Genomic DNA, 17148 nt, shown 5'->3' with positions numbered 1-17148 from the left:
CACGTACCTTCCTCCTATCGTTCTCTTTCTTTTTGTCTGATTGGATATTTTTCTAAAAACTCCTGCACTGTCCGGCACCCCTTATCTTTATATTTCCAGTCCGTTTTCGCTTCCAGGTCAAGATAACCATTCGCTGGTATTTTTAACCGTTCGCGTGTAAGAACCGAACCCAAATGATTCGCTAAAATGCCTTTTGCAATCTGGACTGGTTCCCACGTTTCATCATCATATCTGACTTCATATAAATATAACCCTTTCGGAACTGTCTCCTGATCCAAACGCATATCGTTAAATAATGCAGGTTTTCCAAACAAACGGATTTCCGTATAATACTCATTCATAACGTCATATCTCATACTGCTCCACCTCCCAAAAAAGTAATCACTTTATTGGCTTTGATTGCTTTCTGCAAATCATTGATCATTCCAATCTCTGCAACCGTAATCCCTTGAATTTCCAAAATCTCGTCCAAGGTCATTGCAGAAATATCTTTTTCCTCTGTAATTCCTGCTTCAAATATCTTATTGATAACTTTTACCGCTTTCTGGTTCACTACCATTCTTTTGTCCTCCTTGCCTGTTTCGCTATGTAAGAGGGTGGTATTTCACCACCCTGTAATCCTTATTCGTCCTCGCTTTCTTCTTTCTTTTCTTCAATCGCCAGTGGTGCTTTCTTCTTTTTTCTTGCATGGATAGCCACCCCACCAACGCCCATTGCAGACAATGCAGCAATGGCTAGCCACAATCCTGCTTTTGCGGTGTCTCCTGTTTTTGGAGGATTGCTTGTCTTTGTAGTAGTACCCGGTGTCTCTGGGGTTGGTGTTTCCGGTACTTCTTTGATGGTTACGGTCTGTCCTTCATCGTTGATATCCTTATGCTCTGTTACCTTTTTCGGTTCTTCCGGATTTGTCATATCATACAGTTCTTCAAAAGTTACAAGCTGCTTTCCTCCAAGAGTGCTGCCGTCGAAAGTAAACTCAACCTGCACTTCCATGTTTTCCTTATCAGCAATAAATTCATAATCATTGGTAACTTCTTTGCCATCAATAATCAGCTTTGCATTTTCTACCTTAACCATCTGCCAACCAGACAATTTATACTTTGTACCGATTTCCAATCCATCTAAAGTAACTATATCTACAATCGTCAGATCTTTTCCGGCTTCGATTTCTTTCTTACCGTTCTTATCAGTTGCTGTGGTATGAATCGAAATCTTTCGCTCTGTAATCAGGACCGTCTGTCCTTCATCGTCAATGTCCTTATGCTCTGCAACTTTTACAGGTTCTTCCGGATTCTTCAGGTCATATAATTCTTCAAATGTAACCAGATTCTGTCCGCCAAGTTCTGATGCATCGAACGTATAAGAAATCTCTACTTTCATTTTCTCGCTGTCAGCAACAAAAGTATAATCACTTTCCACACGCTTTCCATCAATGAGCAGTTCAGCATTTTCCTCTTTCAGCATCTGCCAGCCTTTTAACTGGTACTTTCTTCCTTCTTCCAGACCGTCCAGAGTAACTGTATCCACAATCGTTACTTTCTTTCCTGCAACAATTATCTTTTCGCCCGTTTTCTTGTCTGTTGCGGTTGTATGAATGCTAATCTCTTTCTCATACTCATCGGTCAGTGTTCCAAGGTCGATTTTCACTTTATTTCTGCTGACAACAACTTCAAATGCAGGGATCAGCTTCATGCCTTTATTGGATTCACAAGATAATTCCTCAATCTCATAAGTATCATAAAGCAATGCACCTTTGCTATCGTCCGGCTCAGAAGTTCCGAACCAGATACCGTCCTCACTGGATTTTCCTGCATTTGTATTTTTCTTATGAGACGCCCAATCGGAAGCGGTTGAAAACTGACCATTTTTATCTGTCACTACGATATGGCTCTCTCCGGTTGTTTTACTCGTAATCTTAAAAGGAACATTCGCAAGTCTCTTATGTGTACCTGCTCCAATCTTTACGCCTTCCAGATCTCCACGTTTAATCTGGTTGTAAATGGAATGACTTTCGTCTGTTAAATCCACGATTTTTCCATTTTCTGTAATCGAAAATTCAATCGCTTTTGCCCCGTCAGTCAGATAACCTTCCGGTGCTTTGGTTTCTTCCATTTTGTATTTACCATACGGAAGTAAATCTGCCGTCGTTGTTGCAATTCCGTCAATTCCTGTCTGAATCATCTTAACTGTCTCATTCTTCTTGTACAGTTTTCCTTCTACCAGAACCGGATTCTCGTTCAGAGAAATAATTGCAAATGCTGTATCTTTTAATGTGGCACTTCCCTGTGCTTTGGTATCTTTTGTCTCTAAATCACGTTTCTGAATCTTCACCCCACCTCGGATTACCTGATCAGATACGGAATACTGATTGCTTCCGGAAAGAACTGCAAGTTCTCCGTCCTCTGTGATCTGTGTCAGATACATTCCTTTTATCTGTTCTGTACTGTCTCCTGCCTGCATATAAGCTCCGTCCAGTAAATATCCGTTTGGTGCTTTTGTTTCTTCAACAGTCAGTGTTCCAAGTGGTAATACGCTTTTTTCATTCTGAGTGTAAAATGCATCTCCGGATACTTTGTAGGCATCTGCCAGTTTTGTCACATAATGAATGGTTCCGTCACTGTCTTTTTCTGCTACCGTCTTTGTAACCCAGGTACGTGTTGCTTTCTCCGGTAAGTTGTCTTTTGTATAAAGTCCGTCATAATAATGCCAGGTAAACTCTGCTCCTGCCAGTGCTGCATTTCCCTGTGCAGTTGCTTTTCCTGTCTCCATATCAATCTTGAACAGGTCTACCAATGTTTCTGTCACTTTCGGAATATCTGAAACATTTAATACGGCTGTTTTTCCGGCTTCAACTTTCAGACTGCGTACTGTCGTATCCAGCTTATATCCCTTCGGTGCAGAAAGCTCTTTGATATAAACAGTTCCGGCAGTTACTTCAACCTCATTTGTATCTCCATTTTCGTTTGTTGTAAGTGTTCCAATCTGATTACCACAATTCTGGTCTGAGAATATACCAAAGGTTGCTCCCGCAATGGAATACATCGCATTTCCATTTGTGACAATCTCATTGGCGGTTGTCTTCTTTACTTTCGCATTTCCGACATTCAGTTCTGCCCAAAACTGTCCGATATCCTGTCCTTCTCCGGTGTAAATGTAACCGCCACATTTATATCGTCCCTTATTTGCCTTCACAAATGATTTTGCTCCTGCATACACCTCATTCTGAATATCCTGTGAAATCTCGGAATAGACTGCCCGGACATTATCGCACTGCCAGCCTAAATGCTCACTTAAACGCTGCCACACAAGGCACTGTTCTAAAAGATATGCCTGATTTGCACTCAGGTTACTGTGACTGACTGCATACTGTTTCATATACTCAAGCGATAATGCCACATCTTCAATCTGATCCGCACTCATACTGGCACTTGCATCATGCCTGGTCTTATATCCATTTTTGAATCCGGTGTTAATATCTACACAATAGGCAGTTTCACCCTCTACTCGCATGTGTCCTTCGTTGAAAGTGCTTTTAATTGTTCCGTCATTCATCAAATGTTCTACATGTCCAACTCTCTCTGCGGATTCTGTCCAATACTGTGTTTCCGCTGCTTGAACCGATGTGATCGGTAATGCAGTTAAAATCGTGGTCAGGGCAAGAATCCCTGTACACACTCGTTTCCATATCTTCTTCATTTTCTACAATTCCTTTCTTTTCAATCAAAAAAAGACGTCACTCTGGAACGCCTGCTGTTACTTTATGTTGTTTGCTCCCTGCTGTCATGCAGGGTGTGGAATCTCTGACCTGCCGAAAGAGAAGATGTTCCCGGCTCCTTATTGTCTTTTCGGCTGGTAATCTGCTGGTAAACCAAAGGGGTAGGGTGTGGGGAGGGGAAACAGAAAAAGACTGATTTCTCATTGACCGCCAACGGATAGACTTCTCCCTTGGTGTCAAAACGCCTATCGTTCCCTGCTTTTTTCCCGTTTCCGATATAATTCCAGTGCTTTGATAATGGTTTCTTCCATTTTTTGTTGTGAAGTCCCCGATGGAAAATATTTCTTCAGTCGGTTCTTAGGGATTTTCCATTGCTCTACCTGATTTGGCTTTTCCTCTGCCATAATCGACAACAAAACATCTTCATTCAATCTGCCCTCTGCTGAAAATTTGCGGATTTTGATTGCCTGTGCATGACTTGGAGTGCAATCTTCCGATTCCATGGTATCGTACAATATCTCCTGTTCTTCTTTTGGCAAATAAGACAGCTCCACCGCCGGACGCATGGCAATTTTCTTGTTATCGACCATATCAAGAATTTCCGGTATTAAGTAGGTTAATCGAATATATCTTCTGATTTGGTCTTTACTTTCTCCAACCTCCTCACCCAATAATTCATCAGAACGTTTCCCTTTCAACTTTGTCGCCAGTGGCGACAAAGTTAAATCAGTTCTTTGTCCCTGTCTTTTCATGACATCTAACTTCATTTTGTAAGCAAATGCTTTTTCTGATGGTAATATTTCTTCCCTTTGAAGATTGCTGTCAACCATGACAATAACTGCTTCGTCATCACTGAGATTTCTTACAATACAAGGTATATTTTCTAACCCTGCCAGTTCACTTGCCATTTTTCTACGGTGTCCAGAAATCATTTCATACCCACCTGTTGGCTTCTCTCTGACAAGAGCAGGAACCAATACACCATGTTCTCGAATACTTTCAATGGTCTCCACCATTTTGTCATCCATTTTTACTTTAAATGGATGATTCGGAAAATCACTGATGTCATAAACAGAAATATTTTTCACATGCTCCTGATTCTTCTGGTCTCTTTCTTCCTGCGTGGTAAAAAGGTCATCGGCTGAGGGAAGATTCATGTTTATTTCTTTGCTTTTCGCCACACTGAATCACCTCCCTCGTAAATTCTGCATACGCCTTTGCAACAGTTCCATTCTTGTCATACTCATAAATGCTCTGTCCTGCTGCACTGCTTTCTGCCGCTGTGATAGCCACCGGAATAACCGTTTTGAAAATTCGGATATGTTTCCCGTAATTTTCTCGAAGGCTATCCTCTGTTGTCCTTGCCAGTTTTGTCCTCATATCTGCAAGTGTCAGCAATACTCCATCAATCTTCAGATTAGGATTTAGCTGTCTTTGTACCTTACCGATTGTTTTCATTAACTGCGTCATACCCTTTAATGGAAGATAATGAGCCTGAACTGGAACAATTACACTGTCTGCGGCAGCTAATGCATTGATAGTCAACATTCCCAAACTAGGCATACAATCAATCAGGATATAATCATAATCCTTTTTCAAATCTGACAGATACAGCTTTAAAGTCTGCTCTCTGCTCATGGCATTTACTAGTGAGATTTCCATGCCCGATAGCTCGATATTGGTTGGAATAATGTCTACTCCTTCTTCATGGTGCAAAATGCCTTCATTATACACAAACGGTTCGTCTTGTAATATCTTCTTCATTTGTGTTTCCAATGTAATCGGAAGACTATCTGCATTTATCCAACCCAATGCAGTTGTTAAATCTCCCTGTGGATCAGCATCGACCAATAATACTTTTCGTCCCTGATGTGCAAGACCTATTCCCAGATTTAATGTTGTTGTGGTCTTGGCTGTTCCTCCCTTCTGATTTGCAAGGGCGATTACTTTACATTTTGTCATATGATTTCCTCCTTCCTTGAAAAATTTAATAGCCAATCTGTTTTACGAAACTGGCTATGTATAAAAATGAGCATGAAAAAAGCCGACTGACTTTCAATTTGAATCAATCGGCTATGTAACAATATATATTAAAATTATTTTTTACCAAATCTCAGACACTGGTCTGCAAATTATTCCTTTCATTCCATATGAATCTTCCGCAGCTTTTTTATCTTTTTCAGAGTGATAATAGAAAATCACGCTATCAATATTCTTATTTTCAAAAATTAATCTCATAATATGACCATCATTATTCGGTGACATTCCAGCCAAAGACATTGTTCCTTTTAGATTTTTAAATTCATTGTAATAATATTCATCATTGTTTTCTAAACCTGAAAAAATTTTTATCTGCCGTTCTTTCAATCTACCGCTAAATCCCATAATTGCATTACAAAACAGATACAAATCTTCTTCTCTTGCAGTATAATCAATCCCAGTCATCTTTGCATACTTACTCAATGCAGTGTCTTTTCTAAATTGTTGATTAAGCTGATCGAACTGTCCATGAAGATGTTTTACTTTTGTATTTGTTATTTTTTCAATATTCCAGTCATAATTGATTGTATAAATATTATCAAATTTATTTAAACTATTTTGCAATTCCAATTTTCGCTCATCAGATAAATTCATATACAATTTTTGAAGTTCTCCTTCATTAAAAATTGCATCTAAAAACAATTTTTCCAGACCAACTGCTGTAGCATGAATCATCTCCTCGCTATCCCCATATTTTTTATGAAATAACCGCAATATTAAAAAATAATCTTCCATACCAATCGACTGAGATGGATCATAATTATCCACAAATCTTTTTAAATTACTTCTTTCCTCTTCTGTTTCACAGTGTGAATTATATTTTCCAGACAATATGTCCTTCAATATAACTCCTTCTATTCCCTCAATAACGTCCTTTAACTCACTAGCCGTTATATCTTTAATATGGTATTTGTAGTCTTTTTTTCAATATTTTTATGAACTCTTTCAATGATAGCCGCATTACTACATTCTTTTACTCCACCTATTTCGATATCAAATCCATTACCAATCAATATATTATTCATTCTTTCATTCCTTTCATATGAAAATATTTTTCTTTTTATTATATTCTCCATTTCTCCTTTCATCAATCGGAAAATATTTCCACGATAGTTTATGAAAAGTTGGGGAATCTTACGCTATCATACGTTAAAAGTTGGGTAAATATTGGGTAATTACACTACTCCCCAACAAAATAAAACAGGCAATCTTCGCCTACTTATTTCAGAAGAATGAGGCGAAGTTTCATACGACAGTTGGGGAATTGAAATTCCCCAACTCACTCCCCAACTTTTACCCAATTCCATGCATAAATAGCGATAATTTACGATAAGTCAAAATTTATTCCCCAATACGCAAAAAAACCTTGAATCATCCCATTTTCATAGGAAATTCAAGGTTTTTCGTTGATTTACATGATAATGATACGGTTCAAATTCTTATGCGAACTGTAAGATTATGCGTTCATCTGAGCTGCAACTTCAGCTGCAAAATCTTCATTTTTCTTTTCAAGACCTTCACCTGTCTCAAAACGAACGAATTTCTTCAGAGTGATAGTTGTTCCGTTAGCTTTTCCAACTTCGTCAAGGTATTTAGCTACAGACTGTTTTCCATCTTCAGCTTTTACATATACCTGATCTAACAGACAGATTTCCTTCATCTCTTTGTTGATACGTCCGGAAATCATTCCCTGGATAACCTTTTCCGGTTTCTGAGATTCTTTCGGGTCGTTCATGATCTGAGCAAGAAGAATTTCTTTCTCATGTGCGATGTAATCAGCATCTACGTCTGCCTGGCTTACATACTTAGCATTTAAAGCTGCTACCTGCATAGCTACGTTTTTCAGAGCTTCTTTAACAGCGTCGTTAACAACTGCTGTATCAGCTTCTACAAGAACACCGATACGTCCGCCACCGTGGATGTAAGATACTACACAACCATCTGTAACGATCTTTTCGAATCTTCTGATGCTGAGCTTTTCTCCGATTACAGAAATCTTTTCTGTAAGTGCATCGTTAACTGTCTTAGAAGCATCTTCGTTCCAAGCTTCAGCCATGAATCCTTCCATATCTGTAGCTTTTGTAGTAAGTGCCTGATTAACAACTGCTTTTACGAATGCCTGGAAATCAGCGTTCTTAGCAACGAAGTCTGTCTCAGAGTTAACTTCTACGATAGCTGCTGTCTTATCTTCTTTAACGTCTGCCATAACAATACCTTCAGCTGCGATACGTCCGGCTTTCTTAACAGCCTTAGCTTCGCCGTTCTTTCTGAGGTATTCGATTGCTGCATCCATATCTCCGTTAGATTCGTTCAGAGCTTTTTTGCAGTCCATCATACCAGCGCCTGTCATTTCTCTTAATTCTTTTACCATGCTTGCTGTGATTGCCATGATTTTTTCCTCCATCTTTCAATATGATCTTTTGGATTGTTCGAATTATTCTTCTGTTGTTTCTTCAGCTGTTTCTACGTCTTCGCCTTCGTAAACTTCTTCTGCTTCGCCCTGGTTTGCTTCGATTACAGCATCAGCCATCTTAGATACGATAAGTTTTACAGCTCTGATAGCATCATCGTTTCCTGGAATTACATAATCAAGTTCTTCCGGATCACAGTTTGTATCAGCAATACCGATCAGCGGGATTCCAAGTGTGTGAGCTTCCTGAACACAGATTCTTTCTTTCTTAGGATCTACTACAAAGATAGCATCCGGGATTCTCTTCATTTCTTTGATTCCGCCAAGGTTCTTTTCAAGCTTTTCCCATTCTTTCTTGATTTCGATAACTTCTTTCTTCGGCAGTACATCGAATGTTCCGTCTTCTGACATAGCTTCGATTTCTTTCAGACGAGCGATTCTGCTCTGGATTGTCTTGAAGTTTGTAAGCATTCCTCCAAGCCATCTTTCGTTAACATAGTACATTCCGCAACGTTCTGCTTCTGTCTTGATAGCGTCCTGAGCCTGTTTCTTTGTTCCTACGAAAAGGATCTTTCCACCTTCTGCTGCGATGTCAGATACTGCCTGGTAAGCTTCATCTACTTTTCCTACAGATTTCTGAAGGTCGATGATGTAGATACCATTTCTTTCTGTGTAGATGTACTCTGCCATCTTAGGGTTCCATCTTCTTGTCTGATGTCCGAAATGAACACCTGCTTCTAAAAGTTGTTTCATTGAAATAACGCTCATGTTTCTTTCCTCCATTGGTTTTTTACTTCCGTGTGCTTATGTCCGCGAACCATGCTTGTCAGCTTTGGCACCACCGGGATAAACCACACACGTGTTTTTTTGCAACGTTAGCATTGTATCACAAAAGCCCTGCATACGCAAGGCTTTTTTCAGGGTTTCCCCTGCAGGTTCTCATATTTTTTCAAAATCAACAGCAAAAAAGCTGATATCCGACAAGGAGGCACAGCAGAACGATCAGAATTCCGATAAATATGCTCGGAATGAACATCATGATCACCATACCAAGTGCCACAAAAAACAGTGCAAAACCAAATACCCGTTTCATCTTCGTTCCTGCTTTTTCCTCTTTTACAATAAATATATGCCAGAAACCTACGTCTATTCCTGATTTTCCGGAGAATCTGCTTCATTTAACAGATCTGCCACATCCTCTTCGGTCATTTTATCCTCAGATGGGGATTTAAAACGGTCGATCACATCCGGGACCATATCCAGGATCTTGGTCATGGTATCCTGATTCTTGATGTTGACCAGTCTGGTTGTTCCGTTCTGGATCACAAGCACCGCACTCGGGATCATCTTTCCGCCGAGTCCGCCGGCTCCTCTGTCCTTTTTGTCCGCATGAAATGCCCCTGCTCCGATTGCAAAAGATACATCAACAAGCGGAAGAATGATCGTATCTCCGATGTGGATTGCATCTCCTACAACGGTTTTGGATGATACCACACCGTTCATCCCCTTAAACAATGCATCTACTGTCTCTTTAAACTGATTATCTACTGCCATTTTTTCGATTCCTCCTGTTATTTTCTATCAAATGCTTTACCATTTAAACTCCCTGATATCATGGTAAGTGCTGCGGATATTCTTATCCAGCAGCATCTTTGCTGCAAATACTGCCATATGAACTGTTCTTAGTCTTCCTTTTACATAAACGGAACCTTCCAGTACCCGCTTTTCAAAATCCAGTTCCAGATCCATATTTTCTCCGATAAATGCATAAAACATTCCACAAAGTGCCAGTACCTGTCCGGTATGGTAAGGATCTTCAAAACCGAAATGCAGTTTTACGCGAAGCTTTTTCGGCTTCAGAAAACGCTTCACCCAGACCAGTTCCTTTTTGCCACGTGCAAAAGCTGCTTTATGATTTTCCTGTTCCAGGAACTCCAGAATTTTATCTTTTTTATCTGCGATATTTTTTATTTTATCACATAAATTCTTCCATGTACATTTGATCTTTTCCAGGATCTCACGAAGCTTCTGACTGAGCTTTCGGATCAGTTTTCCAAATGCTTTGACTGGTTTCTTCCGCTTTCGTGGAGTTTTGTGAGCCTTTCCGAATCCTCTCTCGCCATGAACATCCTTTTTTTCTCTGGATTCACTTTCCTTTTCCGGTGTAGCATTCTCTTCTTTTTTTTCTGAAAATGTTTTCACCTTCGTGTCAGGACTTCCCTGTGTTTCTGTTTTGGACTTCTCATCTTTCACGTCCGTATGCTCTGGCTTTGCATACGTTCCGCTTTCGGCTCTCTTTTCCGGCAGCGTCTGCGGCTTCTTTACATCTGCCGCATCATTTCTTTCTGCCGTTCTCTCACTGGCCTTCTCCGCACCGGCTTTTTTTCCGCCATCCGGCTTTTTCTCCTTCTTTCTCACCGGTTTATCTTCCGCTTCCAGAACATCTCCCAACTTCTTCCAGGCAATCCGCCCCTGCCATTTCACATCGCCGTTCCGATACTCCACTCTTCCTGCAATCAGATGAAGCAGCCATGAAATCTTAAGATTCCCCTCTGCATCTTCCAGCTTCCCCGGAAACTCGGCACGCAGTTCATACCTCAGCGGTACAAAGAGAAGGACACCGATCACAAGTAGCAGGATTCCAAGAATCACCAGAAGAAGAATCCCGATAATCTTCAAAATCAATCCAATGATATGTAGAATCATGCTTCTTCCCTCTCCCGCTCTCTGATGTAGGACCGGATATCCAGATCCCCTGTTTTTTCATAAACTTCCTTCGCGATCTCTTCTACCAGATACAGCGCATCATCATATCCGCTTGCAAGACCAACTGCGAAAATATCATCATCGATCACACTTCCCTGGCGGAACATCAACATCGAATAAAATTCCAGCTGATTTTCCCCTTCTTCGATCAGTGCGATCACATAAGTATTCAACGGATATTTTTTTTTATTCAGTTTTGCAATCACTTTTTCTTTCTTTTTTGCCATGCTCTCACTGACATAAAGATTTTTGTAAAACCTCATGTGCGCTGTCTCCCCGACCTTTAATTATTATAGTAAGAATCAAACACCTGCTTTGCGACACTGACACCAGTAATGGTCGCCGTATCCGCATCCTCGACACAGACGCTGATCGCCAGCTCCGGATTATCCATATTGGAAAATCCGACAAACCAGGAATGTACTGTATTTCCATCTTCACTGACCTCAGCAGTTCCGGTTTTTCCTGCCACTGTATAAGACGCACCTGAAAGCGCAGCTCCGGTACCATAATCCACAACCGCCTTCATGTATTCCGTAAGCTGTGCAGCTTCAGATGATGTCATCAGCTCTTTGTAGCTTTCCGGCATATATTTTTTCACCGTTGTGCCTGCATAATTTGTAATCTTGTCCACCAAATACGGCTTCATCAGCTTTCCACCATTTGCGATCGCCGAAACGAGCATCGCCATATGGTACGGACTGACCTGTGTCTTTCCCTGACCAATTGCAGTCATCATCGTATCTGCATCTCCTGCATCTGTTTTCAGGCGGAAACTGCTTTCATTATATTTCACATCACCCGGAAGCTTGCTGTTAAACAGCATCTGTTTGGCAGTCTTTCTCCATTCTGCCTTATCCAGCTGCAGCCCGATATTTGAAAACGAAGAATTGCAGGAATTTGCAACCGAATCCGTCAGATTCTCTTCTCCATGGGCAGTGCTGTTATAGCAGTGGATCGTTGCCCCATTCTGTGAGAATTCTCCGTTACATTCAAACGAATAATTGTTATAATCTGGATTCTGCCGCATAAAAGCAAGTGTTGTCACCAGCTTGAATGTCGACCCCGGTGTATACTGTCCAAGTGTAGCCCTGTTAAGAAGCGAACTGTTCTCGTCATTGTTCAGTGCATCCCAGTTTTCCGAAACATTATTCGGATCAAAAGACGGCTTCGATACCATTGCCAGGATCTTCCCTGTACTTGGCTCCATCACGACAACTGCACCTTTGTTATCTCCCAGTGCATTATATGCTGCATTCTGCAGGTTCGCATCCAAGGTTGTGACCACCGTATCTCCCGTATTCTTCTGGTCTTTAAATTCATTCGCCAGCTTTTCCAGGAAAAAGGCATTTGAAGTCAGAAGATTGAAATTCTGTGAGGATTCCAGTCCGGATTTTCCTTTTGCGGCATATCCGACAACATGTGCAAACACTTCTCCTTCCGGATATTCCCGTGTTTCCGATCCATCGTCATTTGTCACAGTCTGTGCAAGCACTTCTCCATTTTTATCTGTAATACTGCCACGCAGCACACGGTCCGCAAGAAGATCCTGACGGATATTGTACGTGCTGTTGACAACCTCTTTACTTTTTACCACATTAAAATAAACCAGATATCCCATCAGTACCAAAAACAGTGTTACAAAAATATAAGTAACTCTCGTCAGTTCTTTATTGGTCATCTGCTTCTCTTTTTTCTTACTGGCTCCGCTTCTTTCTGCCTGTGTTTCTTTCGGACGCCGCTGTCCGTTTTTTAGGCGGCTGCGTTCGGCCTTTTTCTTCGGTTCGCCATCCGTTCGTCTGCTGCGGCTTTTCCCTTCTGCCTTCTTCTTTTGGTCGTGATATCCGCTCTCGTCTGGCAGGCTCTCCAGCTGCTGATCCAGATCTGGAAGTTCGTCTTCTCTGTAATTTTTTTCTTTCAATGTCTTCTTCCTCGTCTTCTCTTAATACATACAGTCCCTGAATGATCGCAAACATAATGATCGTACTGAGGACGGAGGTTCCACCGTAGCTTACCAGCGGAAGTGTCACTCCGGTAGACGGAATGAACTTTGTCACACCTCCGATCGTCAGGAATATCTGAAAAATATAACAGGTTCCAAGTCCCAGTGCCACCAGTTTATAAAAGCTGTCCCGAAGCTGCATCGCAATATTCAGAAACATCATATAAACACTGACACATACCAGGATCAGACCAAGTGCAAAAATCAGTCCCATTTCCTCCGCAATTGCCGAAAAAATGAAATCTGACTCTGCAACAGGTATCTGATCTGCCGCCCCTTGAAAAAGTCCCATTCCAAACCAGCTTCCTGTGCCGATCGCCATCAAGGATTGTGCCACCTGATAACCACCTTCATTGTAAACGGTAAATGGATCCTTCCATACCAGTACACGCACACGGACGTGGTTAAATAATTTATATGCCACAACTGATGCCCCACTTCCTGCAATCAGTCCGACAAGTACATAAAGTGGCTGTCTGCTTGCCACATAGAGCATCACCAGATATACAGCAAAAATGATCAGCGCCGCACCAAGGTCTTTTGATACAACCAAGATCAGCACATGCATTGCTGCCACTGCCGTTGTGATCACAATATTCTTAAATGAAGTATCATCCTTCAGACTCGCCGCAACGAAAAATACAAAAATGATCTTCACAAGCTCAGATGGCTGAAGGGTAAAACCTCCGATTGCAACATTCAGCATCGCTCCTCCAGTCACACGTCCTACAATGATAACGACCCCAAGCATTACAACACCTGCAATTGCATAGAATATTTTCCATTCCGACAGAGCTTTTACCTTTCGGATGATGACCGGGATCACAAGACTTATCGCTACAGATGCACTGACAATGAGAAACTGCTTTACCGCAAGCGAATACGAAAGTCTGGTGATCATAATAAAGCCGATTGCCATCAGCATACACATATTATTTACAACCAGTCGCGACACCCGCGGGTAAATTATTGTATACAGCAAAATGATCGCCAGAAACAGTACCACCTGCATCCCGTAAAATCCGATCATTTTTGTTTCATTTGTCTGCAGATACATCACCAGAAATGCAATCATATGAAGCAGAAACATCAGCACATTCTGCTTTCTGAAAATACTTCTCTGTGTATACTCATCTGTGTAATTAAATACTGCAAAACATTCAAATGTATAGACCAGCATCAGGGCTATCATCAGATATTTTGACAGCTCTACAATTATATTGATCAAAATTCCACCTACTTTATTCCTCTTTTCCAGTGTCCCCTGGTGTACGTTCCCTCCGGAAGCTCTTTTCCTTCAAAATACGCACTTAAAATCTGCCTTACCTCCTGCTGCCTTTCAGTAGTAAACATCAGTCGGATCCGCCCAGGACCGATCTGATATACCTCTTCCATCCGGTCTCCCAGATATAATGGCACATAATTGTAAAGGATATTATAACAATAATCACATTCATTTTTTACCACAAATGGATTACGATATCTGTCAGTTATTGTCGTCTGTCCGGATTTTTTCAGACATCCTCTGGTCGTTTTCTGAATACATCCTGCAGATATCATCATCGGAAGATAACCATATACGATCACTTCTCCATCCTTTACCCGGAGATCCTGGAGTTCTCTTTCTGTCAGTTCCACGGGCGCTGTAAATTCAAAAACTCCCTTTTCCTTCCAGAATTTCCTGCTTTCCTGATTAAATTCATACAGATTGTAATCGGTCATAATCCTTCCGGTATAACCATGCTCTTTCAGAAACGCAAAACTTTCATAATTGGCGATCAGAATGCCGTCCCATCCGGCTCCAAATATCCGGTTATATGCAGCTTCATACTGTTTTCGGGTTCTTTCCCGGAAAATATACGGCATGACCAGATAAATTTCTTTCCCTGCTGCATGTACTTTTGTAATCCACTCCACATAGCTGTCCTTCTCCCAGATGCGAGGGAACATGGTACAATCCACATAGATTCTTCCGATTGCTTCTTCTTCCAGAATCACTTCCATCTGTTCTGCGGTTCTTACCGATGCCGTCCATCCGGAAAGTACCTCTTCTTCCATTGAAAGCTCTGTCTTATCTTCTTCCGGATCTTTCACTTCACCACTTCTTCTGTATTTCTCACAGAGCACTTTTTCCAGTGTCTCCAGTGCTTCCCTTCGAAGTTCGTTCAGACTCTGCATTGGAAGAAATACTTTTTCTCCGATCTCGACCTTTAAAAAGGAAAATTCAAATTCCGTATTTCCCGTCTTGCGCAGCTGCTTTTCAATCCGCTCTCTGCTCATCGGCTGGCTCAGTGCTTCCTGTGCTTTTTCACCGGCAACCGTAATCTCGGCATCCCGGCACTTCACCGTAAGCGTTGCCTTTTCCTGCGGATACAGCCGGAAAGTTCCGCAGATCCGTTCTTTTATTTTTCCATTTACAAACTCTTCACGCAGCGTGTCAATCAATGTGCTGTTTCTTGTACGCATCCAGATTTCATCCCTCTTGAACGGGGTATCTGCAAATACCAGGATCTGCACATTCATTCCTTTTCTGACTGCATCCTTACAGGTATAATTATCTGCTTTTTCCCTGCCTTTGCGCATCGGGAGTTCAATAATATCCTGCGGATACAGGTCTGTCAGTGCTTTTGCAGTCACATTTCTGCCTTTTTTAGCAAGTACCTTTACTGCCGGCACTCCTGCATGGTTCGGACGGTTTAAGGAAATCATCTCCCGTCCATTCTGTGTATGATAATAACCCGTATGGAAACCGCCACGGTTATAGAGATCCAACAGCATCTGCCGATCCTCCTCGCGGACACGGTATTTCTTCATCGCATACGCTGCCGGATCCTCTTCTGCCGGACATTCTTCGTAATATTTCAGATAAAGATCGGCATATTTCCGGTACTGGAAAGCGACTGCTGCCGCATACTCCGGCTTCTTCATCCGGCCTTCAATCTTGAAAGAATAAATCCCGCTCTCGATCATCTCCGGGATCAGTTCCAATGTACAGATATCCTTAAGACTCAGCAGATACTGTGGTCTCTTTGCTTCCGGTGTCCGGTAAAGCAGTCTGCACGGTTGTGCGCACTGTCCACGGTTGCCACTTCTGCCGCCGATAAAACTGCTGAACAGGCACTGACCGGAATAGCAATAGCAGAGTGCACCATGTACAAAGCTTTCAATCTCGAGCTCTGTCTCATCGGCAATCTTCTTCACCTCTGCCATACTCAGTTCTCTGGATGTAACAATCCGCTGTGCACCTTCCTTTTCCAGAAACTTCGCCCCATCCACTCCCGTAAGCGTCATCTGGGTACTTGCGTGGATCGGAAGATCTGGAAAATGCTTCCGGATAAAACGGAAGAGTCCAATATCCTGCACGATCACCGCATCCAGCCCCTGCCGGTAATAAGGGAGCAGATAATCATACATCTGTTTTTCCATCTCACGGTCTTTGATCAGTGTATTCACGGTCAGATACAGTCTTCTTCCATGCAAATGCACATAATCAATTGCCTCTAAAAGTTCTTCCTCCGTCAGGTTATGTGCATAAGCACGTGCCCCGAAAAGGGCTCCCCCTGTATATACCGCATCAGCTCCTGCTGTAATTGCCGCTTTCAGGCACTCCATACTCCCTGCCGGTGCAAGGATTTCAACTCTGTCTTTCATATAACTCCTCTATCTTTAAATAACCTGTATACAAAGCCCCTGTGTTGCAAACATTTCTCTTTGTATACCGGAGTATCAAAAATAGACTGCCTCAGGACAGTCTATTTTGTACGGTGATTTTTCATTTCTGTTTCAAGCTGTACGATCTTCATCTGAAGTTCCTGGTTCTCTGCCTTGAGTTTATCCAGTGCTTTTTCAGCATTCTCATACTTGATCTGTACTGAGATCAGTTCATGCTTTAAATCGTACATCTCTTTGTCTTTTGCCTCGATGTCGCTTTCTAATGCGCCGCCCTGTTTCTTGGCTTTAAAATAATCATCTGCTATATTTAAAGCAAGAAGCACACTTCTGGCTTCCGCACTCTGCTTGCGATATCCATCGCTGCTTGTACATTCCTCGATTTTATGGTTCAGATAAGTGGATACCTTCTGCAGATAATCTTCGCTTTCAAATCCGCTCAGGGTGAATACTTTGCCGCCTATCAAAACTTCTGTATAATTTTTTGACGATGCCATAAAGAACCTCCTTGCCGCCTAATCCTTTTTTCATTATAAACTATATTCT

The 17148-nt window shown here is 41.7% G+C and carries 17 protein-coding genes; all 17 read right to left on the bottom strand.

Annotation, left to right across the window (positions count from 1 at the left end; all coding sequences use genetic code 11):
- Nucleotides 1-14: 14 nt before the first annotated feature.
- The 17 genes from AB5213_RS05695 to zapA all read right to left on the bottom strand — a co-directional run bounded on the left by AB5213_RS05695 (nt 15) and on the right by zapA (nt 17099).
- Nucleotides 15-356 (bottom strand): LPD28 domain-containing protein, encoded by a 342-nt coding sequence (locus AB5213_RS05695; protein WP_005340070.1) that lies wholly within the window; start codon nt 354-356, stop codon nt 15-17.
- A complete protein-coding gene (locus AB5213_RS05690; protein WP_129900414.1) occupies nt 353-559 on the bottom strand; it encodes a hypothetical protein in 207 nt (68 codons plus the stop codon). Before AB5213_RS05690 ends, AB5213_RS05695 begins: the two co-directional genes overlap by 4 nt.
- Nucleotides 560-621: 62 nt before the next feature.
- Entirely contained in the window at nt 622-3696 is a 3075-nt protein-coding gene (locus AB5213_RS05685) for a VaFE repeat-containing surface-anchored protein (protein ID WP_368276421.1), read from the bottom strand.
- 264 nt (nt 3697-3960) lie between these two features.
- A complete protein-coding gene (locus tag AB5213_RS05680) occupies nt 3961-4896 on the bottom strand; it encodes a ParB/RepB/Spo0J family partition protein (RefSeq protein WP_215637121.1) in 936 nt (311 codons plus the stop codon).
- Nucleotides 4850-5677, bottom strand: coding sequence for a ParA family protein (locus AB5213_RS05675; protein ID WP_064786785.1), 828 nt, complete (start codon nt 5675-5677; stop codon nt 4850-4852). The genes AB5213_RS05680 and AB5213_RS05675 overlap by 47 nt, the downstream gene beginning before the upstream one ends.
- 141 nt (nt 5678-5818) lie before the next feature.
- Nucleotides 5819-6523, bottom strand: a complete 705-nt coding sequence (locus AB5213_RS05670; protein ID WP_215637119.1) for a hypothetical protein — start codon at nt 6521-6523, stop codon at nt 5819-5821.
- A 122-nt stretch (nt 6524-6645) separates the two neighbouring features.
- Nucleotides 6646-6831, bottom strand: coding sequence for a hypothetical protein (locus tag AB5213_RS05665; RefSeq protein ID WP_215637118.1), 186 nt, complete (start codon nt 6829-6831; stop codon nt 6646-6648).
- Between the two features lie 380 nt (nt 6832-7211).
- Complete coding sequence (gene tsf, locus AB5213_RS05660) at nt 7212-8144, bottom strand: translation elongation factor Ts (RefSeq protein ID WP_044999250.1); 933 nt, start codon at nt 8142-8144, stop codon at nt 7212-7214.
- A gap of 45 nt (nt 8145-8189) precedes the next feature.
- Nucleotides 8190-8933 (bottom strand): 30S ribosomal protein S2, encoded by a 744-nt coding sequence (gene rpsB / locus AB5213_RS05655; protein WP_044999249.1) that lies wholly within the window; start codon nt 8931-8933, stop codon nt 8190-8192.
- A gap of 187 nt (nt 8934-9120) precedes the next feature.
- Nucleotides 9121-9258 carry a hypothetical protein gene (locus AB5213_RS05650; protein ID WP_008375213.1) on the bottom strand — a complete coding sequence of 46 codons (138 nt, stop codon included), beginning with the start codon at nt 9256-9258 and terminating at the stop codon, nt 9121-9123.
- 53 nt (nt 9259-9311) lie between these two features.
- Nucleotides 9312-9719 (bottom strand): GerW family sporulation protein, encoded by a 408-nt coding sequence (locus AB5213_RS05645; RefSeq protein WP_055155563.1) that lies wholly within the window; start codon nt 9717-9719, stop codon nt 9312-9314.
- Nucleotides 9720-9755: 36 nt separating this feature from the next.
- A complete protein-coding gene (locus tag AB5213_RS05640; protein WP_368276420.1) occupies nt 9756-10871 on the bottom strand; it encodes a DUF2953 domain-containing protein in 1116 nt (371 codons plus the stop codon).
- On the bottom strand, nt 10868-11194 hold the full coding sequence (locus AB5213_RS05635) for a hypothetical protein (RefSeq protein WP_368276419.1): 327 nt from the start codon (nt 11192-11194) through the stop codon (nt 10868-10870). The genes AB5213_RS05640 and AB5213_RS05635 overlap by 4 nt, the downstream gene beginning before the upstream one ends.
- Before the next feature lie 20 nt (nt 11195-11214).
- The gene (locus AB5213_RS05630) at nt 11215-12552 is read right to left on the bottom strand and encodes a peptidoglycan D,D-transpeptidase FtsI family protein (protein ID WP_368276425.1); all 1338 of its coding nucleotides are present in this window, start codon (nt 12550-12552) and stop codon (nt 11215-11217) included.
- Between the two features lie 76 nt (nt 12553-12628).
- Complete coding sequence (locus AB5213_RS05625) at nt 12629-14161, bottom strand: FtsW/RodA/SpoVE family cell cycle protein (protein WP_368276418.1); 1533 nt, start codon at nt 14159-14161, stop codon at nt 12629-12631.
- An 8-nt stretch (nt 14162-14169) separates the two neighbouring features.
- Nucleotides 14170-16584 (bottom strand): DUF3656 domain-containing protein, encoded by a 2415-nt coding sequence (locus tag AB5213_RS05620; RefSeq protein WP_368276417.1) that lies wholly within the window; start codon nt 16582-16584, stop codon nt 14170-14172.
- A gap of 101 nt (nt 16585-16685) precedes the next feature.
- The gene (zapA, locus tag AB5213_RS05615) at nt 16686-17099 is read right to left on the bottom strand and encodes a cell division protein ZapA (protein ID WP_008375194.1); all 414 of its coding nucleotides are present in this window, start codon (nt 17097-17099) and stop codon (nt 16686-16688) included.
- Nucleotides 17100-17148: the final 49 nt, after the last annotated feature.

Source organism: Coprococcus sp. RTP21204st1_G4_RTP21204_210225 (assembly GCF_040915385.1).
In the GTDB taxonomy this organism is placed as follows: Bacteria; Bacillota; Clostridia; order Lachnospirales; family Lachnospiraceae; genus Allocoprococcus; species Allocoprococcus comes.
The sequence above is the reverse complement of the archived record's forward strand: the minus strand, read 5'-3'. Positions and strand labels throughout refer to the sequence as shown.

What these genes read in the sequence shown, in the direction of transcription:
- AB5213_RS05695 (WP_005340070.1), bottom strand. Translation starts at nt 356, where the DNA reads ATGAGATATGACGTTATGAATGAGTATTATACGGAAATCCGTTTGTTT.
- AB5213_RS05690 (WP_129900414.1), bottom strand. Translation starts at nt 559, where the DNA reads ATGGTAGTGAACCAGAAAGCGGTAAAAGTTATCAATAAGATATTTGAA.
- AB5213_RS05685 (WP_368276421.1), bottom strand. Translation starts at nt 3,696, where the DNA reads ATGAAGAAGATATGGAAACGAGTGTGTACAGGGATTCTTGCCCTGACC.
- AB5213_RS05675 (WP_064786785.1), bottom strand. Translation starts at nt 5,677, where the DNA reads ATGACAAAATGTAAAGTAATCGCCCTTGCAAATCAGAAGGGAGGAACA.
- AB5213_RS05665 (WP_215637118.1), bottom strand. Translation starts at nt 6,831, where the DNA reads ATGGAGAATATAATAAAAAGAAAAATATTTTCATATGAAAGGAATGAA.
- tsf (WP_044999250.1), bottom strand. Translation starts at nt 8,144, where the DNA reads ATGGCAATCACAGCAAGCATGGTAAAAGAATTAAGAGAAATGACAGGC.
- rpsB (WP_044999249.1), bottom strand. Translation starts at nt 8,933, where the DNA reads ATGAGCGTTATTTCAATGAAACAACTTTTAGAAGCAGGTGTTCATTTC.
- AB5213_RS05650 (WP_008375213.1), bottom strand. Translation starts at nt 9,258, where the DNA reads ATGAAACGGGTATTTGGTTTTGCACTGTTTTTTGTGGCACTTGGTATG.
- AB5213_RS05645 (WP_055155563.1), bottom strand. Translation starts at nt 9,719, where the DNA reads ATGGCAGTAGATAATCAGTTTAAAGAGACAGTAGATGCATTGTTTAAG.
- AB5213_RS05640 (WP_368276420.1), bottom strand. Translation starts at nt 10,871, where the DNA reads ATGATTCTACATATCATTGGATTGATTTTGAAGATTATCGGGATTCTT.
- AB5213_RS05635 (WP_368276419.1), bottom strand. Translation starts at nt 11,194, where the DNA reads ATGAGGTTTTACAAAAATCTTTATGTCAGTGAGAGCATGGCAAAAAAG.
- AB5213_RS05630 (WP_368276425.1), bottom strand. Translation starts at nt 12,552, where the DNA reads ATGGGATATCTGGTTTATTTTAATGTGGTAAAAAGTAAAGAGGTTGTC.
- AB5213_RS05620 (WP_368276417.1), bottom strand. Translation starts at nt 16,584, where the DNA reads ATGAAAGACAGAGTTGAAATCCTTGCACCGGCAGGGAGTATGGAGTGC.
- zapA (WP_008375194.1), bottom strand. Translation starts at nt 17,099, where the DNA reads ATGGCATCGTCAAAAAATTATACAGAAGTTTTGATAGGCGGCAAAGTA.